This window comes from Pseudomonas sp. TH39(2020), from assembly GCF_016650715.1.
Classification (GTDB): Bacteria; Pseudomonadota; Gammaproteobacteria; order Pseudomonadales; family Pseudomonadaceae; genus Aquipseudomonas; species Aquipseudomonas mandelii_C.
Map to the genome: position 1 here is coordinate 879,097 of NZ_JAEKFF010000008.1, position 24,049 is coordinate 903,145.

General features: G+C 59.4%; 22 protein-coding genes. 13 read left to right on the forward strand and 9 right to left on the reverse strand.

The features are described 5' to 3' along the window. The first annotated feature begins 110 nt into the window (after positions 1 to 110). Positions 111 to 1,187 carry a 3-deoxy-7-phosphoheptulonate synthase gene (locus tag JFU47_RS32395; RefSeq protein ID WP_007899930.1) on the forward strand — a complete coding sequence of 359 codons (1,077 nt, stop codon included), beginning with the start codon at positions 111 to 113 and terminating at the stop codon, positions 1,185 to 1,187. A 71-nt stretch (positions 1,188 to 1,258) separates the two neighbouring features. On the opposite strand, the gene JFU47_RS32400 is transcribed toward JFU47_RS32395, so the two are convergent. Then, a complete protein-coding gene (locus JFU47_RS32400; RefSeq protein WP_008057026.1) occupies positions 1,259 to 1,546 on the reverse strand; it encodes a GNAT family N-acetyltransferase in 288 nt (95 codons plus the stop codon). 638 nt (positions 1,547 to 2,184) lie between these two features. Here JFU47_RS32400 and oprI point away from each other — a divergent pair. Beyond that, on the forward strand, positions 2,185 to 2,436 hold the full coding sequence (gene oprI / locus JFU47_RS32405) for an outer membrane lipoprotei OprI (RefSeq protein WP_002553018.1): 252 nt from the start codon (positions 2,185 to 2,187) through the stop codon (positions 2,434 to 2,436). A 124-nt stretch (positions 2,437 to 2,560) separates the two neighbouring features. Here the strand turns inward: oprI and JFU47_RS32410 are convergent, their stop codons facing one another. The 3 genes from JFU47_RS32410 to JFU47_RS32420 all read right to left on the reverse strand — a co-directional run bounded on the left by JFU47_RS32410 (position 2,561) and on the right by JFU47_RS32420 (position 4,590). After that, on the reverse strand, positions 2,561 to 3,532 hold the full coding sequence (locus JFU47_RS32410) for a L,D-transpeptidase family protein (RefSeq protein ID WP_140680125.1): 972 nt from the start codon (positions 3,530 to 3,532) through the stop codon (positions 2,561 to 2,563). A 102-nt stretch (positions 3,533 to 3,634) separates the two neighbouring features. Next, positions 3,635 to 3,928: a hypothetical protein gene (locus JFU47_RS32415; protein WP_003226812.1), complete on the reverse strand. Its 294-nt coding sequence runs from the start codon at positions 3,926 to 3,928 to the stop codon at positions 3,635 to 3,637. Between the two features lie 56 nt (positions 3,929 to 3,984). Continuing rightward, the gene (locus tag JFU47_RS32420; RefSeq protein WP_140680126.1) at positions 3,985 to 4,590 is read right to left on the reverse strand and encodes an arylesterase; all 606 of its coding nucleotides are present in this window, start codon (positions 4,588 to 4,590) and stop codon (positions 3,985 to 3,987) included. Between the two features lie 10 nt (positions 4,591 to 4,600). Between JFU47_RS32420 and JFU47_RS32425 the strand changes: the two genes are divergently transcribed. From JFU47_RS32425 to greB, 3 genes are read left to right on the forward strand one after another with little or no spacing between them, the layout of a single operon-like run. Then, positions 4,601 to 5,284, forward strand: a complete 684-nt coding sequence (locus JFU47_RS32425) for an ABC transporter ATP-binding protein (RefSeq protein WP_140680127.1) — start codon at positions 4,601 to 4,603, stop codon at positions 5,282 to 5,284. Beyond that, positions 5,284 to 7,788, forward strand: a complete 2,505-nt coding sequence (locus tag JFU47_RS32430; protein ID WP_201188440.1) for an ABC transporter permease — start codon at positions 5,284 to 5,286, stop codon at positions 7,786 to 7,788. Before JFU47_RS32425 ends, JFU47_RS32430 begins: the two co-directional genes overlap by 1 nt. 34 nt (positions 7,789 to 7,822) lie before the next feature. Beyond that, complete coding sequence (greB, locus tag JFU47_RS32435; RefSeq protein ID WP_129436988.1) at positions 7,823 to 8,320, forward strand: transcription elongation factor GreB; 498 nt, start codon at positions 7,823 to 7,825, stop codon at positions 8,318 to 8,320. Between the two features lie 18 nt (positions 8,321 to 8,338). Here the strand turns inward: greB and JFU47_RS32440 are convergent, their stop codons facing one another. The 3 genes from JFU47_RS32440 to JFU47_RS32450 all read right to left on the reverse strand — a co-directional run bounded on the left by JFU47_RS32440 (position 8,339) and on the right by JFU47_RS32450 (position 10,854). Then, a complete protein-coding gene (locus JFU47_RS32440) occupies positions 8,339 to 8,647 on the reverse strand; it encodes a hypothetical protein (RefSeq protein ID WP_046056997.1) in 309 nt (102 codons plus the stop codon). Positions 8,648 to 8,894: 247 nt separating this feature from the next. Further along, on the reverse strand, positions 8,895 to 9,329 hold the full coding sequence (locus JFU47_RS32445) for a DoxX family protein (protein ID WP_123366204.1): 435 nt from the start codon (positions 9,327 to 9,329) through the stop codon (positions 8,895 to 8,897). A gap of 103 nt (positions 9,330 to 9,432) precedes the next feature. Beyond that, entirely contained in the window at positions 9,433 to 10,854 is a 1,422-nt protein-coding gene (locus JFU47_RS32450) for a transglycosylase SLT domain-containing protein (protein ID WP_201188441.1), read from the reverse strand. Between the two features lie 235 nt (positions 10,855 to 11,089). Between JFU47_RS32450 and JFU47_RS32455 the strand changes: the two genes are divergently transcribed. Further along, the gene (locus JFU47_RS32455; RefSeq protein WP_046047539.1) at positions 11,090 to 11,896 is read left to right on the forward strand and encodes a TatD family hydrolase; all 807 of its coding nucleotides are present in this window, start codon (positions 11,090 to 11,092) and stop codon (positions 11,894 to 11,896) included. 57 nt (positions 11,897 to 11,953) lie between these two features. Here the strand turns inward: JFU47_RS32455 and JFU47_RS32460 are convergent, their stop codons facing one another. Next, positions 11,954 to 13,183 carry an acyl-CoA dehydrogenase gene (locus tag JFU47_RS32460; RefSeq protein ID WP_033057213.1) on the reverse strand — a complete coding sequence of 410 codons (1,230 nt, stop codon included), beginning with the start codon at positions 13,181 to 13,183 and terminating at the stop codon, positions 11,954 to 11,956. A 165-nt stretch (positions 13,184 to 13,348) separates the two neighbouring features. Between JFU47_RS32460 and JFU47_RS32465 the strand changes: the two genes are divergently transcribed. The 3 genes from JFU47_RS32465 to JFU47_RS32475 all read left to right on the forward strand — a co-directional run bounded on the left by JFU47_RS32465 (position 13,349) and on the right by JFU47_RS32475 (position 15,919). Beyond that, positions 13,349 to 14,278, forward strand: coding sequence for a LysR family transcriptional regulator (locus tag JFU47_RS32465; protein ID WP_008148497.1), 930 nt, complete (start codon positions 13,349 to 13,351; stop codon positions 14,276 to 14,278). Between the two features lie 196 nt (positions 14,279 to 14,474). Further along, positions 14,475 to 14,876 carry a MerR family transcriptional regulator gene (locus JFU47_RS32470; protein WP_076027992.1) on the forward strand — a complete coding sequence of 134 codons (402 nt, stop codon included), beginning with the start codon at positions 14,475 to 14,477 and terminating at the stop codon, positions 14,874 to 14,876. Positions 14,877 to 15,019: 143 nt separating this feature from the next. Further along, complete coding sequence (locus tag JFU47_RS32475) at positions 15,020 to 15,919, forward strand: hydroxymethylglutaryl-CoA lyase (protein ID WP_140680134.1); 900 nt, start codon at positions 15,020 to 15,022, stop codon at positions 15,917 to 15,919. Positions 15,920 to 16,582: 663 nt separating this feature from the next. On the opposite strand, the gene JFU47_RS32480 is transcribed toward JFU47_RS32475, so the two are convergent. Continuing rightward, complete coding sequence (locus tag JFU47_RS32480) at positions 16,583 to 18,277, reverse strand: AMP-binding protein (RefSeq protein WP_201188442.1); 1,695 nt, start codon at positions 18,275 to 18,277, stop codon at positions 16,583 to 16,585. 204 nt (positions 18,278 to 18,481) lie between these two features. Here JFU47_RS32480 and JFU47_RS32485 point away from each other — a divergent pair, with 204 nt between their 5' ends. From JFU47_RS32485 to JFU47_RS32500, 4 genes are read left to right on the forward strand one after another with little or no spacing between them, the layout of a single operon-like run. After that, positions 18,482 to 19,645: an isovaleryl-CoA dehydrogenase gene (locus JFU47_RS32485; protein ID WP_046047545.1), complete on the forward strand. Its 1,164-nt coding sequence runs from the start codon at positions 18,482 to 18,484 to the stop codon at positions 19,643 to 19,645. Positions 19,646 to 19,657: 12 nt separating this feature from the next. Beyond that, positions 19,658 to 21,265, forward strand: coding sequence for a carboxyl transferase domain-containing protein (locus tag JFU47_RS32490; protein ID WP_201188443.1), 1,608 nt, complete (start codon positions 19,658 to 19,660; stop codon positions 21,263 to 21,265). A 13-nt stretch (positions 21,266 to 21,278) separates the two neighbouring features. After that, positions 21,279 to 22,094: a gamma-carboxygeranoyl-CoA hydratase gene (locus JFU47_RS32495; RefSeq protein ID WP_140680138.1), complete on the forward strand. Its 816-nt coding sequence runs from the start codon at positions 21,279 to 21,281 to the stop codon at positions 22,092 to 22,094. Beyond that, positions 22,094 to 24,049: an acetyl/propionyl/methylcrotonyl-CoA carboxylase subunit alpha gene (locus tag JFU47_RS32500; protein WP_201188444.1), complete on the forward strand. Its 1,956-nt coding sequence runs from the start codon at positions 22,094 to 22,096 to the stop codon at positions 24,047 to 24,049. The genes JFU47_RS32495 and JFU47_RS32500 overlap by 1 nt, the downstream gene beginning before the upstream one ends.

Here is a 24,049-nt window from a genome sequence, read left to right on the forward strand (position 1 = left end):
TCGAGCCACGGTGTAACGCGCTAAGGTTCTGCTCCCCGACGCGCTTAATTTGCTGTGCTCCGCCGCGCGGGTTCGCTGGCGGCCGGCACCCGTGACCTGACGAGTAAACGATGGCTGATTTACCGATCAACGACCTAAACGTCGCCTCCAACGAGACGCTGATCACTCCCGATCAGCTCAAGCGTGATATCCCTCTGAGCGACGCTGCCCTGCGCACTGTCACCAAGGGCCGCGAAGTCATTCGCAACATTCTTGATGGCACCGACCACCGCCTGTTTGTTGTCATCGGGCCTTGCTCGATCCACGACATCAAGGCAGCCCACGAATACGCCGAGCGCCTGAAAGCGCTTGCGGCAGAAGTGTCCGATACCCTGTATCTGGTCATGCGCGTGTATTTCGAGAAGCCACGCACCACCGTCGGCTGGAAAGGTTTGATCAACGATCCGTACCTGGACGACTCCTTCAAGATTCAGGACGGTCTGCACATCGGTCGTCAATTGTTGCTGGACCTGGCCGAGATGGGCCTGCCGACCGCAACTGAAGCCCTCGACCCGATCTCCCCGCAGTACTTGCAGGACCTGATCAGCTGGTCGGCCATCGGTGCGCGCACCACCGAATCCCAGACTCACCGTGAAATGGCCTCCGGCCTGTCCTCGGCAGTCGGCTTCAAGAACGGCACCGACGGCGGCTTGACGGTCGCTATCAACGCCCTGCAATCGGTTTCCAGCCCTCACCGCTTCCTGGGTATCAACCAGGAAGGTGGCGTGTCGATCGTCACCACCAAGGGCAATGCCTACGGTCACGTGGTTCTGCGCGGTGGCAACGGCAAGCCGAACTACGATTCGGTCAGCGTCGCGCTCTGCGAGCAAGCGCTGAACAAAGCGAAGATCAAGCCGAACATCATGGTCGATTGCAGCCACGCCAACTCCAACAAGGACCCGGCCCTGCAACCGCTGGTGATGGAGAACGTCGCCAACCAGATCCTCGAAGGCAACCAGTCGATCATCGGCCTGATGGTCGAAAGTCACCTGAACTGGGGCTGCCAGGCGATTCCGAAAGACCTCGCCGACCTGCAATACGGCGTGTCGATCACCGATGCCTGCATCGACTGGACCGCCACCGAAAATACCTTGCGCAGCATGCATGCCAAGCTCAAGGACGTGCTGCCGAAACGCGATCGCAGCTGATCACTTTTCGCCGCATAAAAAAACGCCGGGCTTAACCCGGCGTTTTTTTATGCGTTCGATTCTTTGAAAGGTTACTGGCTCAGCTTGGCTGCATGCCGCTGGTGGCGCTCCATGTAGCGTTCCACGTAGGAACACGATGGAATGACGGTGTAACCCATTTCTTCAGCGTACTCCAACGCCTTCTCGGTCAAGGCTGCCGCAATGCCGCGACCACGCAGCGCGTTGGGCACAAAGGTGCGATAGATATCCAGGGTCTGTTTCCCCAGATCCATATAGGTCAGGTAGGCACGATGACCGTCCACATTGGTCTCGAACTGATGACCAGCCTGGTCATGGTGGATGGACAACGCCTCGCTCATCACTACTCCTCGCGGGTCTGGAATTCTGACCCCTACCTTACCGATGTTTTTCCGGCGAAGGAACATCTACGCCACCCCGTGCCTGAAAGGACACCGAGAAGAACTGCACCCATCTCGCGCAACCGAGCACGTATCAAATAGTAGGCACCATTGGCAGAAATGCTCAAGGTACGCTCGTCATCACGCTGGGGGCGGGGTGCTGCTCCGGGTTGCGCAGAGACGGCTCGACCAAGATATCTGAAGGTCGACAGCCTGAACATTGCCGGATGTTGAGACTTAAGACGAGCGCCCTTTGTTAAAGTCACCTGAAGATGGATAAAGATATGAGAGACGCCACGCAAAATCCGAACAAAAGTGTGGACGAATCCATCTAGACAGACTTTAGCCAATACGGAGAAAAGAGCCCTGTGCTCGCTGAACTTTTCTTCGGCGGCTCGCTCAGCTCGGGCCTCCCAGCTGTATATTTTTTAAACAATGCAGTTAAAAGTTGCTCGAAAAAGAATCAACGCCTACAATTTTTTTGGCTTCCTGCTTTACGTCAGTTTACTTACGACAAGTAATGGGTAGTATGTACGCCGGCTATTTCCTCACTCTGAGGAGACAGCTAACTTAATAGAAAGTCCTTGAAGGGGAACACGATGAACAACGTTCTGAAATTCTCTGCTCTGGCTCTGGCCGCAGTTCTGGCTACCGGTTGCAGCAGCGTATCGAAAGAAACCGAAGCACGTCTGACCGCTACTGAAGACGCAGCAGCTCGCTCCCAGGCTCGTGCAGACGAAGCTTACCGTAAAGCTGATGAAGCTCTGGCTGCTGCTCAAAAAGCACAACAGACTGCTGACGAAGCTAACGAGCGTGCTCTGCGCATGCTGGACAAAGCTAGCCGCAAGTAATAATCCTTCGGGATTGTTATCAAGCCGACCCATTTTTTGGGTCGGCTTTTTTATTGCCCGCTATTTCGTACAGGCAATAAAAAACCCGCCGATGCGGTCAGCATCGGCGGGTTCCTTTCAAGCATTACTGCAACGGGTCGATCGGCGCACTCGTCACCATCGGCGCCGAGGAGTTCGGCACTCCGATTTCCACCGGCAGACCATCTTCGGCGGCAACCACGTCGCGGACCACATCCCAGTCCATGCGCAGGTTGTTGGTGATGTCCTCACGCTTGAGCATCGCGTTGATCACCGCGGTGTGTTTGTCGACCACAGAAGGGTTGCCCTTGTCGTCCAGCGGAGTGTGCGCTTCCAGATACACCTTGCCGCCACTGACACCGAACTTGTACGGGTCGCTGATAATCCGCACCGACGTCCCTACCGGCACCATGCCCGCCATTTCCAGCACGTTGTTATTGAACATGCGGAAGCAACCATGACTGGTGCGCATGCCGATGCCGAACTTCTTGTTCGAACCGTGGATCAGGTAGCCCGGCGTGCCCAACGTGAACTTGAACGGCCCCAGCGGGTTGTCCGGGCCGGCCGGCACCACGTTTGGCAGTGGATCGCCATCGGCGGCGTGCTCGGCCTTGATCGACGCTGGAGGGGTCCAGGTCGGGTTCGGCGTCTTGGCGGTGATGCTGGTATGGGCAATCGGCGAGCCCCAGCCTTCACGGCCGATACCCAGCGGGAAGGTGTACACCACGTTCCGGCCTTTCGGGAAGTAATAGAGGCGGTACTCGGCCAGGTTGATGACGATGCCTTCACGCGGGCCTGGTGGCAGGATGAAACGCGTCGGCAGCACCACTTCGGTGCCAGCGCCCGGCAGCCATGGATCGACACCAGGGTTGGCCGCGACCATTTCCAAATAGCCCAGATCGTAGGTGGTACCAAGGTCGGCGAAGGTATCTTCGTACTTGGCCTTGATCACCTGGACCTGACCGATGATGTCTTCACCGGGCGGTGGCAGGGGCAGCTCCAATGCTGCTACGGGACCCGCCACACAGAGGGCGGCGAGAGACAGGTAGCGGGTGACGGCAGGAAAGCGCGGCAACATCCGGAAAATCCTTCGCATGATCGACAAGGGTATAAAAACGGGATTGTACACCGGCGTCTGGAAAATCGGGGAGTTGACCGATAGCAAGCAATCTATCGGCTTCTAAAGCTCGAAACGCAGTTCCGGCCAGATCGGCGATGTGCCGCGTTTTTGCGATTCCAGAATGGCCCGACACAGCGAGCACAGGCGCTGATCCTGGAACACACGGCGATCGACGCTCGACCAGCGCGGCTGGGCTGGCAACAGGCTGCCGCACAAGGTCCGGTCCGCCGAGCCGCCCAACTCCAGTTGACGGGTCACCAGATGTACCCGCACTTCCTGGCAGGCGAACAGATCCAGCTGTTCGTCAGGCTCGATCAGTTGGTAGGCAAAAAGTGACCAGGCGGGACGCGGCATCGGGGGCTCCAAATCGGGGGCGCCACCTTAGCCGAAACACCGCCGCTAGAAAAGCGTCAAAGCAGCGGTTTCAGTGTCGGCCAGACATTTTCCAGTAACTTGTCCTGAGCTCCGGCAGCCGGGTGCAAGCCGTCAGCTTGCATCAAGTCCGGATGACCGCCCACGCCGTCGAGAAAAAACGGCACCAGCGGGATCTTTTTCTCCTCGGCCAGCGTGCTGTAGACCTTCGCAAAGGCCTCGGTATAACGGACGCCGTAGTTGGGTGGCAATTGCATGCCCAGCAGCAGCACCTTCGCTCCACTGGCGCGGGAGCTGTCGATCATTGCTGCAAGGTTTTGTTGCAATTGCGTTGGCAGCAATCCGCGCAGGCCATCGTTGCCGCCCAACTCGAGGATTACCAACTCAGGCTTATGCTCTGCAAGCAGCGCTGGCAGGCGCGCCTGGCCTCCGGCGCTGGTGTCGCCGCTGATGGACGCATTGACCACATTATCGTCGAAACCTTCGCGCTTGAGCCGTTGCTCAAGCAGCGACACCCACCCCAAGCGGGTATCCAGTCCGAAACCGGCGCTGATACTATCGCCAACGATCAGGACAGTACCCGCCGCTGCGTTCTGGGCCATGCACATCAAGGCCAGGCCAGCACTCAAAAACCACACACGCATCGGATTCTCCATGGGCGCAAGCATTCTCACCGCGAAGAACCTCAGCAAAGTGGTTCCCAGCGCGGAAGGTGAACTGACTATCCTGCACGAACTCAACCTGGAACTGAACAAGGGCGACAGTCTGGCCATCGTCGGCGCCTCCGGTTCCGGCAAATCCACCCTCCTGGGCCTGCTCGCCGGTCTCGATCTGCCGAGCAGCGGTGAAGTCACGCTCGCCGGGCAAGCCCTGAGCAATCTCGATGAAGACCAGCGCGCGCGCATCCGCGCCGAGCACGTGGGTTTTGTCTTTCAATCATTCCAGCTGCTGGACAGCCTCAACGCCCTGGAAAACGTCATGCTGCCGCTGGAACTCGATGGCCGCAAGGACGCCCGTGAGCGCGCTACCGAACTGCTGCAACGCGTCGGGCTGGGCCAACGGCTGACCCATTCGCCCCGCCAGCTCTCCGGCGGTGAACAGCAACGCGTGGCGATTGCCCGTGCGTTTGCCGCCGAACCCGATGTGCTGTTTGCCGACGAACCCACCGGTAACCTCGACAGCCATACCGGCGAGCGCATCAGCGATCTGCTGTTCGAGCTCAACCAGGAACGCGGTACAACCCTGGTGCTGGTGACCCATGACGAACGCCTGGCACATCGCTGCCGGCGTCTGATCCGCCTTGAAGCCGGCCTGCTGGTCGCCCCTCTGGAGCCTTGATGCCACGCCTGCCGCTGTTGCGCCTGTTCAGTCTTGCCATCCGCCAACTGCTGCGCGACGCCCGCGCCGGTGAGTTGCGCGTGTTGTTTTTTGCCTTGCTTGTGGCCGTTGCGGCAAGTACCGCCATTGGCTACTTCGGCGCCCGCCTGAACGGCGCCATGATGCTGCGCGCCACCGAGTTTCTCGGTGCCGACCTGCTGCTCGAAGGCAGTTCACCGGCACGGCCCGAACAGATTAAAAGCGGCACGGAGCTTGGGCTCGAACACGCTCAGGTAGTGGAATTCTCCAGTGTCATCGCCACTGACAATGGCATTCAGCTATCCAGCATCAAAGCTGCCGACGACGTTTACCCACTGCGCGGCGAACTGAAAAGTGCCCCGGCGCCCTTCGCCCCGGAAGAATCCGGTGGCGGACCGAAACCCGGTGAAGCCTGGGTCGAAGCACGACTGCTGACCGCGCTGGACCTGAAGATCGGCGACAGCATCGACGTCGGCATGCGAACCCTCAAACTGGCGCGAGTGTTGACCTACGAACCGGACCGCGCCGGGAATTTCTACAGCCTGACGCCGAGGGTGCTGATCAACCTCAGCGATCTCGCGGCGACCGGTGTGGTGCAACCCGGCAGCCGGGTCAGTTACCGCGAACTCTGGCGCGGTAAAGCCGAGACGCTGGAAACCTATCGTCAATTGATCAAACCCGGCCTGGCCGCCAACCAGCGTTTGCAGGATGCCCGTGATGGCAACCGACAGATCGGCGGTGCCTTGGGCAAGGCCGAGCGTTACTTGAACATGGCCAGTCTGGTGGCGGTTCTGTTGTCGGGTGTGGCGGTGGCGCTGTCGGCGACGCGCTTCGCCACCCGCCGATTCGATGCCAGTGCATTGCTGCGTTGCCTGGGGCTGTCCCGACGGGAAACCATGGTGCTGTTCAGTTTGCAGCTGACGGTGCTCGGGCTGCTTGCCAGCATCAGCGGCGCCCTCATCGGCTGGTTCGCGCAACTGGGACTGTTCGCGTTGCTGCATGATTTATTACCGACCGACGTTCCACCGGGCGGTCTGTTTCCTGCCATTGCCGGGATTGGCACCGGATTGGTGGCGCTGGCCGGTTTTGCCTTGCCGCCACTGGCTGCACTGGGCCGGGTTCCGCCATTGCGGGTGTTGCGTCGGGACATGCTGCCGATTCCTTCCAGCACCTGGGTGGTTTACGGCGCGGCGTTGGGTGCCCTCGGGCTGATCATGTGGCGTCTGAGCCTGGACCTGCTGCTGACGTTCGCCCTGCTCGGCGGTGGCGTGATTGCAGCGCTAATCCTTGGCGGTTTGTTGTTGCTGCTTCTGAAGAGTCTGCGCCGAATGCTGGCGCGCGCCTCTTTGCCGTGGCGCCTCGGCTTGGGCCAATTGCTGCGTCATCCGCTAGCGGCAGCGGGGCAATCCCTGGCCTTCGGTTTGATTCTGCTGTCCATGGCGCTGATCGCATTGCTGCGCGGCGAGTTGCTGGACACCTGGCAGAACCAGCTACCGAAAAACGCGCCCAACTATTTCGCGCTGAACATCCTGCCGGCGGACAAACAGGCGTTCATCGATCGCCTGATCAAATTGTCGGCGCAATCGGCGCCCCTATACCCGGTGGTACCTGGACGGCTGATCAGCATCAACGGCGAGCCGGTACAGGAAATCGTCAGCAAGGATTCGGCCGGTGACCGAGCAATACAGCGCGACCTGAGCCTGACCTGGGCGGCGGATTTGCCGGCGGGCAACAAGCTCACTGCGGGTAACTGGTGGACCGAACAGACACCGGACGAAATTCCCGGCGTATCGGTGGAAGGCAAAGTCGCCGAAAGCCTGAAGCTCAAGCTCGGCGATCACATGGTGTTTACCGTGGGTGGCGTCAATCGCGAAGCGAAAGTCACCAGCCTGCGGGACATCAACTGGGACAACTTCCAGCCTAACTTCTTCATGATTTTCCAGCCCGGAACCTTGAAGGATTTGCCGGCGACCTACCTGACCAGTTTTTATCTGGCGGCCGGTCACGATCAGCAGATTGTCGACCTGTCCCGGGCGTTTCCGGCGGTGACCATCTTGCAAGTCGAAGCCTTGCTCGAACAGCTGCGCAGCATCCTCGCCCAAGTCACCCTGGCGGTGGAATACGTGCTGTTGTTCGTGTTGGCGGCGGGGATGGCGGTGTTGTTTTCAGGCTTGCAAGCGACGCTCGATGAACGCATTCGCCAAGGCGCCTTGTTGCGAGCGCTAGGAGCCGAGCGGCAACTGTTGGTCAAGGCCCGGCGGATCGAGTTCGGTTTGCTTGGTGCGGTCAGCGGATTGTTGGCAGCGCTGGGTTCGGAGCTGGTGAGTATGGTGCTCTACCGCTACGCCTTCGACCTGCCGTGGCACCCGCATCCGTGGTTGTTGGTGCTTCCACTGATCGGTGCGGTGCTGATTGGGGGAGCCGGTGTGTTTGGTACGCGCCGTGCGCTGAACGCCAGCCCCCTGACAGTCTTGCGCGAGGGTTGATAGACTCAAGCTCTCTCTACCACAAGAAGTTGCCATGAGCCGTTATCGCCCTCCCCGCACCGCTGGCACCGCGCTGATCACCCCCGAAGGTGAAGCGCGGATGCGGGCCGAGTTTCATGAGCTCTGGCATGTTCGGCGGCCGCAGGTGACACAGTCAGTCAGCGAGGCCGCGGCACAGGGCGATCGCTCGGAAAACGCCGAATACACCTACGGCAAAAAGATGCTGCGCGAGATCGACAGTCGCGTACGTTTTCTCACCAAGCGGCTGGAAGCGCTCAAAGTCGTCAGCGAAAAACCGAGCGACCCGAACAAGGTTTATTTTGGCGCCTGGGTCACGATTGAAGACGAGGACGGCAAAGAGTCGCGCTATCGCATTGTCGGGCCGGATGAGCTGGACCTGAAGCTGGGTCTGATCAGCATCGACTCGCCACTGGCACGCGCCCTGATCGGCAAAGCGCTGGACGCCGAAGTTCGGGTCCAGACACCGACCGGTGAGCAGTGCGTGTATATCGTGGCGATCGACTACCTTTGAGCCGCAGCGCTCTAAGACTCAACGGCGGGTAATCAGCCCCTGTCGGGCAACGCGAGTCAATTGCTTGATCACTTCGGGGGCGTCCTCGAGGCTGGGTGATTGAATCACCGCCAGATCGAAACTGTCGCTGGCAAATCGAGCCAGCGATTCACCCTCTTCGACAAACTGGATCAGGAAGGCCGCAGGCCCACCGGTGCGACGTGGCCAGCCATCGAGATAACGCAAGAGTGTCGGCTGATGTTTGCCGCCAAGCAGAATTTTTGGATTGCGCTGGGTGAGGTGTGCCGTGATCGGCGCGGGGCGTATAACGGGGCTTAGTGCATTCATTGTGTCGTGTCTCTGCCTCAAAATTCTGCATGGCAGGTGAGAGGCAACACCGAACCAGCGCTTTAGCGGTATTTCGAAGCCTGTTTCAAGCTTCTGTCGGCAACTGAATGAGTCACCTGGCGCCCCGCAAGTAGCTGTTTAAATCGGCGCATGGGCAACATCCTAGAGAAGCTGACCGGACAGTGTCAAGAATGACGAGCAATAAAAAGGCCCGCGCAATGCGGGCCTTTTCATTGAGCCAGAGCGGTCAGCCGGCGATAGCGCGGTCAGCCGAGAGCTTGCCGGCGCCTTCGATCAACACCGCGATAGTGCCACCGAGCAGCGCCAGGGCGAATTCATAACCGTTGTTGACCATGAACAGACCGTGAGGGAGATGCACCGAGAAGATCGCCACCAGTGAAAGGATGGTCAGGCCGAGGGCTGCCGGGCGAACCAGCAAGCCAATGATCAATGCCAGACCGGCGAAGAACTCGGTACCGCCCGCCAGCGTCGCCATCAGATAGCCCGGCGCCAGACCGATGCTTTCCATGTACTGCGCGGTGCCCGCCAGGCCGTAACCACCGAACGCCCCAAAGAGTTTCTGCGAGCCGTGGGCAGCGAAGATGATGCCGACGAAAATCCGCAAGACCGTCAGGCCGTAGCCAGCGCGGGTAAACAGTACCTTGTTGATCAGTGTGCTCATGCTGTGTCATCCGTTGTCAGTGTGTGTTGGTTGGCCGCTATATTAATCAGTAAATCTCATGTTAAAAGCGCAATTAATGCGTCATAACAATCAGCTTATTCGATTATTTACGTGAGGCAACTTTCTGCCCCTGGGGCTCCAACGACTCCCGCTCCCGATCGAACGCCAGGTAATACTTGTTCACGCTATTAACATAGCTGACGGCGCCCATTCCCACCTGCTCCATGGCGATGCGTTCGACCTGGAAGAACCACTGATTGGGATTCAAACCGCGCCGACGAGCCTCGGCACGCATGCCCTGAACCCGCTCCGGCCCCATGTTGTAGGCCGCCAGCACGAACGCCATGCGCTCGCGCTCGTTGAGTTTGGGGCTGGCAAAGAACTTGCGACGAATCATTGCCAGGTACTTGGCCCCAGCCTGCACATTGGCGTCGAGATTCTGAATGTTGTTGACCCCCACCCGCTGAGCGGCGGACGGGGTAATCTGCATCAGGCCGGTAGGGCCGCCGCCACTGCGGGCATTGGGTTGCAGGGCCGATTCCTTGAACGCCAGCGCCGCCAGATTCAACCAGTCCATGCCTTGGGCTTCGGCGTGTTTCTGCAGCACCGGCCGAAGTTTCTCGAGGCGCTGCCGATCAGCCTTGGCCAATGGATAGTGCACTTGATACAGACGTCGATAGATCCGCAGGAACGCGGCATCCTGATCCGATGGTTTTTTGTAACCAGTCAGGAAGCGATCAATGCTCGCGCGCAACATTGAGGCGTCGCGGCGCACGAACCAGAACTCTTCGCCCGGTTCGCTGATGAGCACCTGCCGATCGAAACGCAACTTGGGCAAAATCTTGCCCCAGCGCTCGGCAATGGGTTGCTCGACGATGGTCAGGTGAAAGATTCCGCCCTGGACCATCTCCAGCACGTCCTCGACCGCCAGACTGGGATCGACCCACTCGATGGTCACCGGTGGCAGTTTAAGCAGCGCGAGCTTTTGATTGATCTGGCTGACCGCGTCCCCGGCGGCACTGCCAGTGGGCAACGCCAGGGTTTTGCCAGAGAGTTGTTCGAGACGAGTGTAACGTCGCTCGCCTTTGATCCCGACCAATATCAACGGGATGTTGCTGGCAATCGGTTCACTGGTGCTGACTGCGTGGCCCGGTTGCAGGTCCAGCAGTTCCCCCGGCGCGACCAGATCACCCTCGCCGCGCTGCAAAGCACCGATCAGTTGATCCTTGCCCTTGGGAATGATCTTGAGGGTAATTTCCTGACCGTCACGGGCGTGACCGTTGAGGTACTGCTCGAAGGCACGCAATCGGTGGTATTCAACACCGATGGCCTGGCCCTCAACTTCGCCGGAGCTGTTGCGGCTCTGGTTGACCAGCACCCGCAACACACGACTGCTGCGGATTTCCGCCAAGTCGCGCGCTTTGGTCGAAGGCACGGCTTGCAGCGGCCCGGCCAGACGTGCTACCGCCGGCATCGGCAGCAGCAACGAACAACACAGCAGTAGCAAAACCGAGGGACGTATCATCCACTCTCCAGAAAGAATACTGGGCCGATCTCAAGAATTTTCATGAAATCGAACGACAGAAACAGAGCGCCGTGAGCGCTGGCAAAGTGCGAAAGACTGGCACAGTGATGGCACCCAAGCCACCCTGACCTGTCTCGCGGCATCAAGAGACAGCTATAACTCGTTGTAGTTCTTGGTTTTTCTTATAAATCTACAGCTCTGATATGCTTTCCGGCCTTTGGTCCGAGGTAGCACCATGCAACTCATCGATATCGGCGTCAACCTGACCAACCCCAGTTTTGCCGACAAACACCAGGCTGTACTCGACCGCGCCTACGCTGCCGGGGTCTGCCAATTGGTGCTCACCGGCACCAGTGTCGAGGGCAGCGAGCAGGCGCTGGAACTGTGCCGGCAACTGGACGAAACGGCTCAACGGCTGTTCGCCACAGCCGGCATTCACCCCCACTGCGCCAGCGACTGGAACGCCGACAGCGCCCAGCGTCTGCGCAGTTTGCTCAAGGAGCCGAACGTCGTGGCGGTGGGTGAATGCGGGCTGGATTTCAATCGTGATTTCTCGCCGCGGCCGCAACAGGAAAAAGTCCTGGAAAAGCACTTGGAGTTGGCGGTCGAGCTGCAATTGCCGGTGTTCCTCCACGAGCGCGATGCCAGTCAGCGCTTGCTGGAGATCCTTCGCGATTACCGTGATCAGTTGCCAGCCGCCGTGGTGCATTGCTTCACGGGCGAAAAGAAGGCGCTGTTCAGTTACCTCGACCTGGATTTGCACATCGGTATCACCGGCTGGATTTGTGATGAGCGCCGGGGCACGCACCTGCATCCGTTGGTGAAAGAGATCAAGCGGGGACGGTTAATGCTGGAGAGCGATGCGCCGTATCTGTTGCCGCGCAGTCTGCGACCCAAGCCGAAGAATGGTCGCAACGAACCGGCGTATCTGACTGAAGTGTTGCGGGAAGTGGCGTTGCATCGCGGGGAGAGCGAGGAAGATCTGGCTGCTCACAGCACGGCGTGTGCGCGAGCATTCTACGGGTTGCCTTCTGTTGATTGATGCAGCCTCAACGCTATCGCGAGCCTGATCCAGGCCCGCGATACAAGCGTCGCGGTCTTAGTGACTGCTGCGCATCATCTCTTTAGGTACGTACTTGCCGATCTCGAACTTGCCGATCGCCGCGCGGTGCACTTCGTCCGGGCCGTCGGCCAGGCGCAGGGTGCGTTGCATCGCATACATGTAGGCCAGTGGGAAATCGTTGGACACCCCTGCCCCGCCATGGATCTGGATCGCCCGGTCAATCACCCGCAAGGCCACGTTCGGCGCGACAACCTTGATCTGAGCGATTTCGCTTTTCGCAATCTTGTTGCCGACGGTGTCCATCATGTACGCCGCTTTTAATGTCAGCAGGCGTGCCATGTCGATTTCCATCCGCGAGTCGGCGATTTTGTCGATGTTGCCGCCCAGACGTGCCAAAGGTTTACCGAACGCAGTACGGGTTACCGCCCGTTTGCACATCAGTTCCAATGCACGTTCCGCCATGCCGATTGAACGCATGCAGTGGTGAATCCGTCCCGGGCCAAGGCGACCCTGAGCAATTTCGAAGCCGCGGCCTTCGCCCAACAGGACGTTTTCGTACGGCACGCGGACGTTTTCGAACAGCACTTCGGCGTGGCCGTGGGGTGCGTCGTCGTAACCGAACACTGGCAGCGGACGAACGATCTTCACGCCCGGGGCATCCACCGGCACCAGAATCATCGAGTGCTGCGCATGACGCGGCGCGTCAGGATCGCTCAGGCCCATGAAGATCAGAATCTTGCAGCGTGGATCGCAGGCGCCTGAAGTCCACCATTTTTTGCCGTTGATCACCCACTCGTCGCCATCACGCACGGCGCGGGCGGCCATGTTGGTGGCGTCGGACGAGGCCACGTCGGGTTCTGTCATGGCGAACGCCGAGCGTATCTCGCCGCGCAGCAATGGTTCGAGCCAGCGTTGCTTCTGCTCTTCGTTGGCGTAACGCACCAGCACTTCCATGTTGCCCGTGTCTGGCGCAGAGCAGTTGAACGGCTCGGGGCCCAGCAGCGAACGGCCCATGATTTCTGCCAACGGCGCGTATTCGAGGTTGGTCAGGCCAGCGCCGAGTTCGGACTCAGGCAGAAACAAATTCCACAAACCTTCAGCCTTGGCCTTGAGTTTGAGCTCCTCCATGATTGCGGTCGGCTGCCAGCGATCGCCCTCGGCGACCTGGCGCTCGAACACCGCTTCAGCGGGATAAACGTAGGTGTCCATGAACGCGGTCACGCGCTCACGCAGTTCTTGCACCTTGGGCGAATAAGCGAAATCCATGGGCAGCTCTACCTTTTAACGGAGGGTTTTGATGAGTTGTTCAGGTCATGCAATCGATGCTAGAACAGCTACGAAAATTTACCTAGCCTATTCTCGGCGTGTATTAACATTCATCACCGATATATGATCGGCTGATCGAGAGCCCAACAATAAGAGTGCAGCGCAATGAATCTGAGCAAGGTCGACCTCAACCTTTTCATCGTCTTCGACGCGATCTACACCGAAGCCAACCTGACCCGTGCAGGGCAGATTGTCGGCATTACTCAACCGGCGGTCTCGAACGCTCTGGCCCGTCTGCGCGAGACCTTCAATGATCCATTGTTCGTGCGTACCGCTCAGGGCATGGTCCCGACGCCCATGGCGCAGAACATTATCGGACCAGTACGCAACGCCCTCTCCCTGCTGCGGGTGTCGGTGCAGGAAAGCCGTATTTTCAACCCGTTGCAGGCGGTCAAGACCTACCGCATCAGCATGACCGACCTCACCGAAGCGGTGATCCTGCCGCCGCTGTTTCAGCGCCTGCGGCGCCTGGCGCCGACGGTGATCATCGAAAGCTTCCTGTCCAAGCGCCGCGAAACCACCAAGGAGCTGGCGGCCGGGCGTCTTGATTTCGCCGTCGATGCCCCCCTCAACACTGACCCGCAAGTGCGCCACGTCAAGTTGATGGAAGACCGGTACGTGTGCGCCATGCGCAAGGGCCATCCGCTGGCAGGCAAAGAGAAATTCACCCTAGATGATTATCTGTCGCTGACCCATATCCATATTTCCAGCCGTCGTAGTGGTCTGGGCCATGTCGACCTGGCTTTGGGCAAAATGGGCATCCAGCGCAAGATCGCCCTGCGATCCCAGCATTACTTGATGGCATCCCAGGTGTTGCAGCAAACCGACATGGTGATGACCGTGCCGGAACGCTTCGCCCGTCGCCATGATTTGTACTCGGTGAACCTGCCGGTCAACGATGTGCCGCCGGTAGAAACCCACCTCTACTGGCACGAAAGCACCGACCAGGACCCGGCCAACCGCTGGATGCGCGAGCAGATGATCGAGTTGTGCCAGCAGGTGACGGCGCATGAGAAGAAGCTCGACAAAGTGTAGGACTTTGCACCGAGGCGCCTCATTCGCGAGCAGGCTCGCTCCCACATTTAACCCGGTTCTTCCAGAAAGAATGCGGTCGAATGTGGGAGCGAGCCTGCTCGCGAAGGGGCCGGCAATGACAGCAAAAATCCACGCCCCTTGACGTAAACGTCAACCTGCCATTAGCTTAGCGCCATGACCTTTTTCGAGCGCTTCCATGAGCAGCCAGACCTATAGCATTTCCGACCTCGCCCGCGAGCTCGACATCACCACCCGGGCCATTCGCTTTTATGAAGAGCAAGGCCTGCTCAGCCCCGAGCGACGCGGCCAGGAACGCATCTACTCGCCCCGTGACAAGGTCAGCCTGAAGCTGATCCTGCGGGGCAAGCGCATTGGTTTCTCCCTGGCCGAATGCCGCGAGCTGATCGAACTCTACGACCCCACCGGCGGCAATCAGAAACAGCTGCAAACCATGCTGACCAAAATCGCCGAACGCCGCGAACAGCTGGAGCAGCAGATGCTCGACATCGAACAGATGAAGCTGGAGCTGGACACCGCGCAGGAGCGCTGCACTCAGGCGCTGGAACAGACGATCAAAAACCAGCAGGTCATTCAGTAGGTCTACACAAATCTAATGTGGGAGCGGGCTTGCTCGCGAAGGCGATCAGTCAGCCAACATCAATGTTGAATGTAAGTCCGCTTTCGCGAGCAAGCCCTCTCCCACATTTGAACAGTGTTCGTCCATAACAATAGGTCAATCCCATGTCCCTACCCACTCACGTACGCCTGGTCGAAGTCGGCCCACGCGACGGCCTGCAAAACGAAGCCCAACCCATCAGCGTTGCGGACAAGGTGCAACTGGTCGACGCGCTGACCGCCGCCGGTCTCGGCTATATAGAAGTCGGCAGTTTCGTTTCGCCCAAATGGGTACCGCAAATGGCCGGTTCCGCCGACGTCTTCGCGCAGATCCAGCGCAAGCCGGGCGTGACTTATGGTGCACTCGCCCCCAACCTGCGCGGGTTTGAAGACGCCATTGCAGCCGGCGTCAAGGAAGTCGCGGTCTTCGCTGCCGCGTCGGAATCGTTTTCCCAGCGCAACATCAATTGCTCGATCAGCGAAAGCCTGGAGCGCTTCGTGCCGATTATGGACGCCGCCAGGCAACACGGTGTCAGCGTGCGCGGTTACGTGTCCTGTGTGCTGGGCTGCCCTTACGAAGGTAACGTTGCGCCTGCACAAGTCGCTCGGGTCGCTCGCGAGCTCTACGCGATGGGCTGCTATGAAGTTTCCCTCGGCGACACCATCGGCACCGGCACCGCTGGCGCGACCCGCAAGATGTTCGAGGTGGTGTCGGCCGACGTCCCCCGTGAAAAACTGGCCGGGCACTTCCACGACACCTATGGCCAGGCCATGGCCAACATTTACGCCAGTCTGCTGGAAGGCATCTCGGTGTTCGACAGCTCCATCGCCGGTCTCGGCGGCTGCCCGTACGCCAAGGGCGCCAGCGGTAACGTCGCTACCGAAGACGTGGTTTACCTGCTCAATGGCCTGGGTATCCAGACCGGTATCGACCTGGACGCCTTGATTCTGGCCGGTCAGCAGATTTGCACGGTGCTGGGGCGAGCGACCGGTTCGCGAGTGGCCAAGGCTCGTAGCGCCCAGTGAGTGCGCGGATGTGTCCGGGTGTTACCGCCGCGTCTGAAACGTGGGGCGCAAGCGAGTAACACGGAAACAAATTGCCGGGGTTTGACTGAACGAAAAATCCGTAAAAATCATAAATCATTGATATTAAATGATTTTTAAAAGTTGGCACGGCTTCTGCTATCTCTATGGCATAACAAGAACAAAAAAAGCGGCAAACCTAATAAAAATAAGACGTAACGACTCTGACATAACAAAAACAACACGGCAGAGACGCAGCTAACAGATTTTTTTGGAGAGGATGTGCTTTTCAGGGTGCTTTTCGGAGTAACCCGCAACCGGGCAGAGAACAATAAAACTACCCTCAGGTAGCTCCCGAACTGGTTGGATCGCTTAGCGAAAAAGTAGATCAGCGCTCAAAAAAATACGTTTGCTCTTGATCCCGGATGGGGATCGACAAAAACAGCGGTAAAGGGTCACGGTTTCCAAAAACAACAACAGACCGCCCCTCAATAATAAAAAAAGAGCACGTAACGACAAAATTAAAGGGGAGCTTCGGCTCCCCTTTGTGCTTTCTGGTGTTTGGGTTTTTCCAAAATATCGCAGTCTCGTAGGAGCTGGCGCAGCCTGCGATCTTTTGATCTGATCCTTTTGCGCCAAGCCCAAAAGATCGCAGCCTCCGGCATCCTACGGTATCGCTTTGAGCTCCTCGATACTGATCTCACGCATCCGAAACTTCTGGATCTTCCCGGTCACGGTCATCGGAAACTCATCGACGAATTTAAAGTAACGCGGTGTCTTGAAGTGCGCGATGCGTTCCTTGCACCACGTTTGCAGCTCCTGCTCGGTAGCACTGTGGCCCGGATGGAATTTGATCCAGGCAACAATCTCTTCGCCATACCGCGAACACGGAATCCCGATCACTTGCACATCCGCCACCGCCGGATGGGTGAAGAAGAACTCTTCCAGCTCCCGCGGGTAAATATTCTCACCGCCGCGGATGATCATGTCCTTGTTACGTCCGGCAATGCATACGTAGCCTTCGTCGTTCATGCTCGCCAGATCACCGGTGTGCATCCAGCCTGCCTGGTCGATGGCTTCCGCGGTGCCTTGCGGGTTGTTCCAGTAACCGAGCATCACGCTGTAGCCGCGGGTGCACAGCTCACCGATAGTGCCGCGCGGCACCAGGTTGCCCGCCTCGTCGATGATCTTGCTTTCCAGTTGTGGCTGGGTGCGACCGACGGTGGTGACGCGCAATTCCAGTTCGTCTGACGGACCGGTCTGCAACGACACCGGACTTGTTTCCGTCATGCCGTAGGCAATCTGCACTTCGCTCATGTGCATTTCACTGATGACCCGACGCATCACTTCGATCGGACAGGTCGCCCCGGCCATGATCCCGGTGCGCAGGCTCGACAGATCGAATTCACCGCGTTTGGGCTGATCGAGCATGGCGATGAACATGGTCGGCACGCCATAGAGCGCGGTGGCCTTTTCTTCGGCGACCGTGGTCAGGGTCAGCAGCGGATCGAAGGCATCGTTGGGGTAAATCATGGTGCTGCCGTGGGTCATGCAACCCAGGTTGCCCATGACCATGCCGAAGCAGTGATACAGCGGCACCGGGATGACCAGACGATCACTTGCGGTCAACCCCAGGCTTTCGCCGACCATGTAGCCGTTGTTGAGAATGTTGTAGTGGCTGAGGGTCGCGCCCTTGGGAAAACCGGTGGTGCCGGAGGTGTATTGAATGTTCACCGGTTGATCGAAATGAAGGCTGTCCCGGCGTTCACGCAACTGCTCGACCGACACGCTCCCCGCAAGATCGGTCAATTGCGACCACGGCAGGAAACCCGATGGCGGCTGTGCATCAAGGCTGATGACACCGCGCAGCTCCGGCAGTCGTTCGCTCTGCAACTTTCCGATGGAGTGCTCAGCCAGCTCGGGAACGAGGCCTTGCAGCATCCCGTGATAGTCGGAGGTCTTGAAGGCGCCTGCGCAGACCAGCCATTGGCAACCGGATTGCTTCAACACATATTCGAGTTCGGAGCTGCGGTAGGCCGGATTGATGTTGACCAGAATCACGCCGATTTTCGCGCTGGCGAACTGGCTGATACACCATTGGGCGCAGTTCGGTGCCCAGATACCCAGACGATCACCGGTCTGCAAACCCAGCGCCAACAGCGCTTTGGCATGCAGATCCACGGTTTCGGCCAGTTGCTGCCAGGTGTAACGCAACTGCTGATGACGCACGACCAGCGCCTCCCCGGTCGGGAACTGCGCGACAGTGTTATCGAACGCCTGGCCGATGGTCATCGCCAGCAAGGCTTTGTCCTGGGAACCACGGGTGTAACTGCGCTGCGGGCTTGCACTGGGTTGATCCATGACGACCCCTATTGTCTTTATTAGTGGGTTGTTGGAACGAGGCATATGGCTAGCCCCGATCATTCAGAACTGGCTCTACTCTCGCTCAAGTTGACGTTAACGTAAAGGGTGATTGACAGCCATTCGTCACAGGCTTACGTTAACGTAAAGGTGAGAACCAAATCACGGCCCTCCCTACCCTACAAAAAAGCCAAAAGGTGACCCATGAGCTACCCATCCCTGAACTTTGCCCTCGGTGAAACCATCGACATGCTGCGCGATCAGGTTCAGTCCTTCGTCGCCAAAGAGATCGCACCACGCGCTGCTCAAATCGACATCGACAACCTGTTCCCCGCCGACCTGTGGCGCAAGTTCGGCGACATGGGCCTGCTGGGCGTTACCGTCCCGGAAGAGTACGGCGGTGCTGGCCTGGGTTACCTGGCCCACGTAGTGATCATGGAAGAAATCAGCCGTGGTTCGGCCTCGGTCGCCCTGTCCTACGGCGCGCACTCCAACCTCTGCGTCAACCAGATCAACCGCAACGGCAATCACGAACAGAAAACCAAATACCTGCCGAAGCTGATCAGCGGCGAACACATCGGCGCCCTGGCCATGAGCGAACCGAATGCCGGTTCCGACGTGGTGTCGATGAAACTGCGCGCCGATAAACGCGGCGATCACTACGTGCTCAACGGCAGCAAGACCTGGATCACTAACGGCCCGGACGCCAACACCTACGTGATCTACGCCAAGACCGACCTGGAAAAAGGCCCCCACGGCATCACCGCGTTCATCGTAGAGCGTGATTCCAAAGGCTTCAGCCGCAGCAACAAATTCGACAAGCTCGGCATGCGCGGTTCCAACACCTGCGAGCTGTTCTTCGATGACGTCGAAGTGCCGGAAGAAAACATCCTCGGCGTGCTCAACGGTGGCGTGAAGGTGCTGATGAGCGGTCTCGATTACGAACGCGTTGTCCTGTCCGGCGGCCCGACCGGGATCATGCAAGCCTGCATGGACTTGATCGTGCCGTACATCCACGACCGCAAGCAGTTCGGCCAAAGCATCGGCGAATTCCAGCTGATCCAGGGCAAGGTCGCCGACATGTACACCCAACTCAACGCCAGCCGTGCCTACCTCTATGCGGTTGCGCAAGCGTGCGAACGCGGCGAAACCGCCCGCAAGGACGCCGCCGGAGTAATCCTCTACAGCGCCGAATGCGCGACCCGAATGGCCCTCGACGCGATCCAGATTCTCGGTGGCAATGGCTATATCAACGAATTCCCGGCCGGTCGTCTGCTGCGTGACGCCAAGCTGTACGAAATCGGCGCTGGCACCAGTGAGATCCGTCGCATGCTGATCGGTCGCGAACTGTTCAACGAAACCCGCTAAACGGAGCTGTCCATGGCTATCCTGCATACCCAGCTAAACCCCCGTTCGGCGGAGTTCGCGGCCAACAGCGCGGCGATGCTCAAACAGGTCGACGACCTGCACACCCTGCTCGCCAAAGTGCAGCAAGGTGGCGGCCCGAAGGCGCAAGAGCGCCACACCTCGCGGGGCAAACTGCTGCCTCGTGAACGGATCAATCGCCTGCTCGATCCGGGTTCGCCGTTTCTCGAGATCAGCCAATTGGCAGCCTACGAGGTGTATGGCGAAGACGTTCCGGCCGCTGGCGTGATTGCCGGGATCGGCCGGGTCGAAGGCGTCGAATGCATGATCGTCGCCAACGACGCCACCGTAAAAGGTGGCTCGTATTACCCGCTGACCGTGAAAAAACACCTGCGCGCCCAAACCATCGCCCAGCAGAACCGCTTGCCGTGCATTTACCTGGTGGACTCTGGCGGCGCCAACCTGCCACGTCAGGATGAAGTGTTCCCGGACCGTGAGCACTTCGGACGGATCTTCTTCAACCAGGCCAACATGAGCGCCATGGGCATCCCGCAAATAGCGGTGGTCATGGGTTCCTGCACCGCCGGTGGTGCGTACGTACCGGCCATGGCCGACGAAGCGATCATGGTGCGCGAACAAGCGACGATTTTCCTCGCCGGGCCACCGCTGGTGAAAGCCGCGACCGGTGAAGTGGTCAGCGCCGAAGACCTCGGCGGGGCCGATGTGCACTGCAAGATTTCCGGGGTTGCCGACCATTATGCCGAGAGCGACGAACACGCCTTGGCCATTGCGCGGCGCAGCATCGCCAACCTCAACTGGCGCAAGCTCGGTGAACTGCAACAGCGCACGCCCATCGCCCCGCTCTACAACAGCGACGAACTCTACGGCGTAGTCTCGGCCGACGCCAAGCAGCCGTTCGACGTGCGTGAAGTGATTGCGCGGTTGGTGGACGGTTCGGTGTTCGACGAATTCAAAGCGTTGTTCGGGACGACCCTGGTGTGCGGCTTTGCCCACCTGCACGGTTACCCGATCGCGATCCTCGCCAACAACGGCATTCTGTTCGCCGAAGCCGCGCAGAAAGGCGCGCACTTCATCGAGCTGGCCTGTCAGCGCGGTATTCCGTTGCTGTTCCTGCAAAACATCACCGGTTTCATGGTCGGCCAGAAATACGAGGCCGGCGGCATCGCCAAGCACGGCGCGAAACTGGTGACCGCCGTGGCGTGCGCCAAGGTGCCGAAATTCACCGTGATCATCGGCGGCAGTTTTGGTGCCGGTAACTACGGCATGTGCGGCCGGGCTTACGATCCACGTTTCCTGTGGATGTGGCCGAACGCACGCATCGGCGTGATGGGCGCCGAGCAGGCGGCGGGTGTTTTGGTGCAGGTGAAACGCGAGCAGGCCGAACGCGGTGGTCAGGGTTTCAGCGCCGAGCAGGAAGCGGAGATCAAGCAACCGATCCTCGACCAGTATGAAGAACAGGGTCATCCCTACTACTCCAGCGCCCGGTTGTGGGACGACGGCGTCATCGACCCGGCGCAAACCCGCGATGTATTGGCCCTGGCCTTGTCGGCGTCGCTGAATGCGCCTGTCGAACAGAGCCGCTTCGGCGTGTTCCGGATGTGATCGGGAGAAAATCATGAGCGACTTCAATACCCTCGAACTGCTGAGCGACCCGCGTGGTTTTGCAACCCTGTGGCTCAGCCGTGAAGAAAAGAACAACGCCTTCAACGCCGAAATGATCCGCGAACTGATCCTCGCACTGGACAAAGTGTCGAGCGATGCCAGTCTGCGTTTCCTGTTAGTGCGTGGACGCGGCAAGCATTTCAGCGCCGGCGCGGATCTGGCCTGGATGCAGCAATCGGCCGAACTCGATTACCACACCAACCTCGACGATGCCCGGGAACTGGCGGAGTTGATGTACAACCTCGCCAAGCTGAAAGTCCCGACGCTGGCGGTGGTGCAAGGCGCTGCATTCGGTGGTGCGCTGGGCCTGATCAGTTGCTGCGACATGGCCATCGGCGCCGATGACGCGCAGTTCTGCCTGTCGGAAGTGCGTATCGGCCTGGCCCCGGCGGTGATCAGTCCGTTCGTGGTGCAAGCCATCGGCGAACGCGCGGCACGTCGCTACGCGCTGACTGCCGAGCGTTTCGGCGGACAACGAGCGCGGGAAATCGGCTTGTTGTCGGAGAGTTATCCGATCGCTGAGCTGGAGCAAAAAGTCGAACAGTGGATCGACAACCTGCTGCTCAACAGCCCGGCCGCCCTGCGCGCCAGCAAGGAATTGCTGCGCGAAGTCGGCCACGGCGCGCTGACCCCGGCCCTACGCCGCTACACCGAAAACGCCATCGCCCGCATCCGTGTCAGCCCCGAAGGTCAGGAAGGCCTGCGGGCCTTTCTGCAAAAACGTCCACCGAGCTGGCAAGCCGAAACCACCACCAAGGAGCCGCGTTGATGAGCGCACCTGTCCTCACCACCTTGCTGGTGGCCAACCGCGGCGAAATCGCTTGCCGGGTGATGCGCACCGCCAAAGCCCTGGGCCTGACCACCGTGGCCGTTCACAGCGCCACTGACCGAGAAGCCCGACACAGCCGCGAAGCGGATATCCGCGTCGACCTCGGTGGCAGCAAAGCCGCTGACAGTTACCTGCAAATCGACAAACTGATCGCCGCCGCCAAGGCCAGCGGCGCTCAGGCGATTCATCCAGGTTATGGCTTTCTTTCCGAGAACGCCGGGTTCGCCCGTGCGATCGAAGAAGCCGGCCTGATTTTCCTCGGCCCGCCCGCCTCAGCCATCGATGCCATGGGCAGCAAATCCGCGGCCAAAGCCTTGATGGAAACCGCCGGCGTGCCGCTGGTGCCCGGCTATCACGGTGAGGCTCAGGACCTCGACACCTTCCGCGACGCCTGCGAACGCATCGGTTATCCGGTGCTGCTCAAGGCTACCGCTGGGGGCGGCGGCAAAGGCATGAAAGTGGTCGAGGATGTCAGCCAGTTGGCCGAAGCCTTGGCCTCGGCCCAACGTGAAGCGAAATCCTCGTTCGGTGATTCGCGGATGTTGGTGGAGAAGTACCTGCTCAAACCGCGCCACGTGGAAATCCAGGTCTTCGCCGACCAGCATGGCAACTGCCTGTACCTCAACGAACGTGATTGCTCGATCCAGCGTCGGCACCAAAAAGTCGTTGAAGAAGCACCCGCTCCAGGCTTGAGCCCGGAACTGCGTCGCGCCATGGGTGAGGCCGCCGTGCGATCGGCACAGGCCATCGGTTATGTCGGCGCCGGCACCGTGGAATTTCTGCTGGATTCGCGCGGGGAGTTCTTCTTTATGGAGATGAACACCCGCCTGCAAGTCGAACACCCGGTCACCGAAGCCATCACCGGCCTCGATCTGGTCGCCTGGCAGATTCGTGTGGCTCGTGGCGAAGCGCTGCCGATGACCCAAGCCGAGGTTCCGCTGATCGGCCATGCTATCGAAGTGCGGTTGTATGCCGAAGACCCGAGCAATGATTTCCTGCCAGCGACCGGTCGACTGGAGCTGTATCGCGAATCCGCGCAAGGTCCGGGACGGCGGGTGGACAGTGGCGTCGAAGAAGGCGATGAAATTTCACCGTTCTACGACCCGATGCTCGGCAAACTGATTGCCTGGGGCGAGGATCGTGAACAGGCGCGACTGCGGCTGCTGAGCATGCTCGATGAGTTTGCCATTGGCGGGCTCAAGACCAACATCAACTTCCTGCGCAGGATCGTCGGTCATCCGGCGTTTGCTGCGGCCGAACTGGATACCGGGTTCATTCCGCGTTATCAGGAAGAACTGCTGCCGGTCGCCTCGGACCTCAGTGACGAATTCTGGCAAGCCGCCGCCCAGGCGTTTACCCAAAGCCAGCCGAGTACGACCCGTGCCGATGACCCGATTTCGCCTTGGGCCAACAGCAATGGTTTCCGTGCCGGACTGCCGACAGAAATCACGCTGCATTTGAGTTGTGAAGGCCAGGATCGCGCGCTGACATTGGGCGACGATGATGCCCACACCGCTCAACTCAAGGGCGAGCAACTGCTGACCGAGCACAACGGCCTGCGCCGCCAGCATCGGGCAATCCGCCGGGGTGACGTTGTGTATCTGCAATGGGAAGGTGAATTGCGCCGCATCGAGCCCTACGACCCGATCAGCGCCGTTGAGGCCAGTCACAGCCATCACGGAGGGCTGACCGCGCCCATGAATGGCAGCATCGTGCGAGTACTGGTGGAAGCCGGGCAAACGGTCGAAGCCGGGGCGCAGTTGGTGGTGCTGGAGGCGATGAAGATGGAGCACAGCATTCGTGCGCCACACGCCGGGGTGATCAAAGCGCTGTATTGCCAGGAAGGCGAGATGGTCAGTGAAGGCAGTGCATTGGTCGAGTTTGAAGAAGCATGA

Coding starts and splice junctions, on each gene's coding strand:
- JFU47_RS32395 (WP_007899930.1), top strand. CDS start 111: ATGGCTGATTTACCGATCAACGACCTAAACGTCGCCTCCAACGAGACG.
- JFU47_RS32400 (WP_008057026.1), bottom strand. CDS start 1,546: ATGAGCGAGGCGTTGTCCATCCACCATGACCAGGCTGGTCATCAGTTC.
- oprI (WP_002553018.1), top strand. CDS start 2,185: ATGAACAACGTTCTGAAATTCTCTGCTCTGGCTCTGGCCGCAGTTCTG.
- JFU47_RS32410 (WP_140680125.1), bottom strand. CDS start 3,532: ATGTTGCCGCGCTTTCCTGCCGTCACCCGCTACCTGTCTCTCGCCGCC.
- JFU47_RS32415 (WP_003226812.1), bottom strand. CDS start 3,928: ATGCCGCGTCCCGCCTGGTCACTTTTTGCCTACCAACTGATCGAGCCT.
- JFU47_RS32420 (WP_140680126.1), bottom strand. CDS start 4,590: ATGCGTGTGTGGTTTTTGAGTGCTGGCCTGGCCTTGATGTGCATGGCC.
- JFU47_RS32425 (WP_140680127.1), top strand. CDS start 4,601: ATGGGCGCAAGCATTCTCACCGCGAAGAACCTCAGCAAAGTGGTTCCC.
- JFU47_RS32430 (WP_201188440.1), top strand. CDS start 5,284: ATGCCACGCCTGCCGCTGTTGCGCCTGTTCAGTCTTGCCATCCGCCAA.
- greB (WP_129436988.1), top strand. CDS start 7,823: ATGAGCCGTTATCGCCCTCCCCGCACCGCTGGCACCGCGCTGATCACC.
- JFU47_RS32440 (WP_046056997.1), bottom strand. CDS start 8,647: ATGAATGCACTAAGCCCCGTTATACGCCCCGCGCCGATCACGGCACAC.
- JFU47_RS32445 (WP_123366204.1), bottom strand. CDS start 9,329: ATGAGCACACTGATCAACAAGGTACTGTTTACCCGCGCTGGCTACGGC.
- JFU47_RS32450 (WP_201188441.1), bottom strand. CDS start 10,854: ATGATACGTCCCTCGGTTTTGCTACTGCTGTGTTGTTCGTTGCTGCTG.
- JFU47_RS32455 (WP_046047539.1), top strand. CDS start 11,090: ATGCAACTCATCGATATCGGCGTCAACCTGACCAACCCCAGTTTTGCC.
- JFU47_RS32460 (WP_033057213.1), bottom strand. CDS start 13,183: ATGGATTTCGCTTATTCGCCCAAGGTGCAAGAACTGCGTGAGCGCGTG.
- JFU47_RS32465 (WP_008148497.1), top strand. CDS start 13,349: ATGAATCTGAGCAAGGTCGACCTCAACCTTTTCATCGTCTTCGACGCG.
- JFU47_RS32470 (WP_076027992.1), top strand. CDS start 14,475: ATGAGCAGCCAGACCTATAGCATTTCCGACCTCGCCCGCGAGCTCGAC.
- JFU47_RS32475 (WP_140680134.1), top strand. CDS start 15,020: ATGTCCCTACCCACTCACGTACGCCTGGTCGAAGTCGGCCCACGCGAC.
- JFU47_RS32480 (WP_201188442.1), bottom strand. CDS start 18,277: ATGGATCAACCCAGTGCAAGCCCGCAGCGCAGTTACACCCGTGGTTCC.
- JFU47_RS32485 (WP_046047545.1), top strand. CDS start 18,482: ATGAGCTACCCATCCCTGAACTTTGCCCTCGGTGAAACCATCGACATG.
- JFU47_RS32490 (WP_201188443.1), top strand. CDS start 19,658: ATGGCTATCCTGCATACCCAGCTAAACCCCCGTTCGGCGGAGTTCGCG.
- JFU47_RS32495 (WP_140680138.1), top strand. CDS start 21,279: ATGAGCGACTTCAATACCCTCGAACTGCTGAGCGACCCGCGTGGTTTT.
- JFU47_RS32500 (WP_201188444.1), top strand. CDS start 22,094: ATGAGCGCACCTGTCCTCACCACCTTGCTGGTGGCCAACCGCGGCGAA.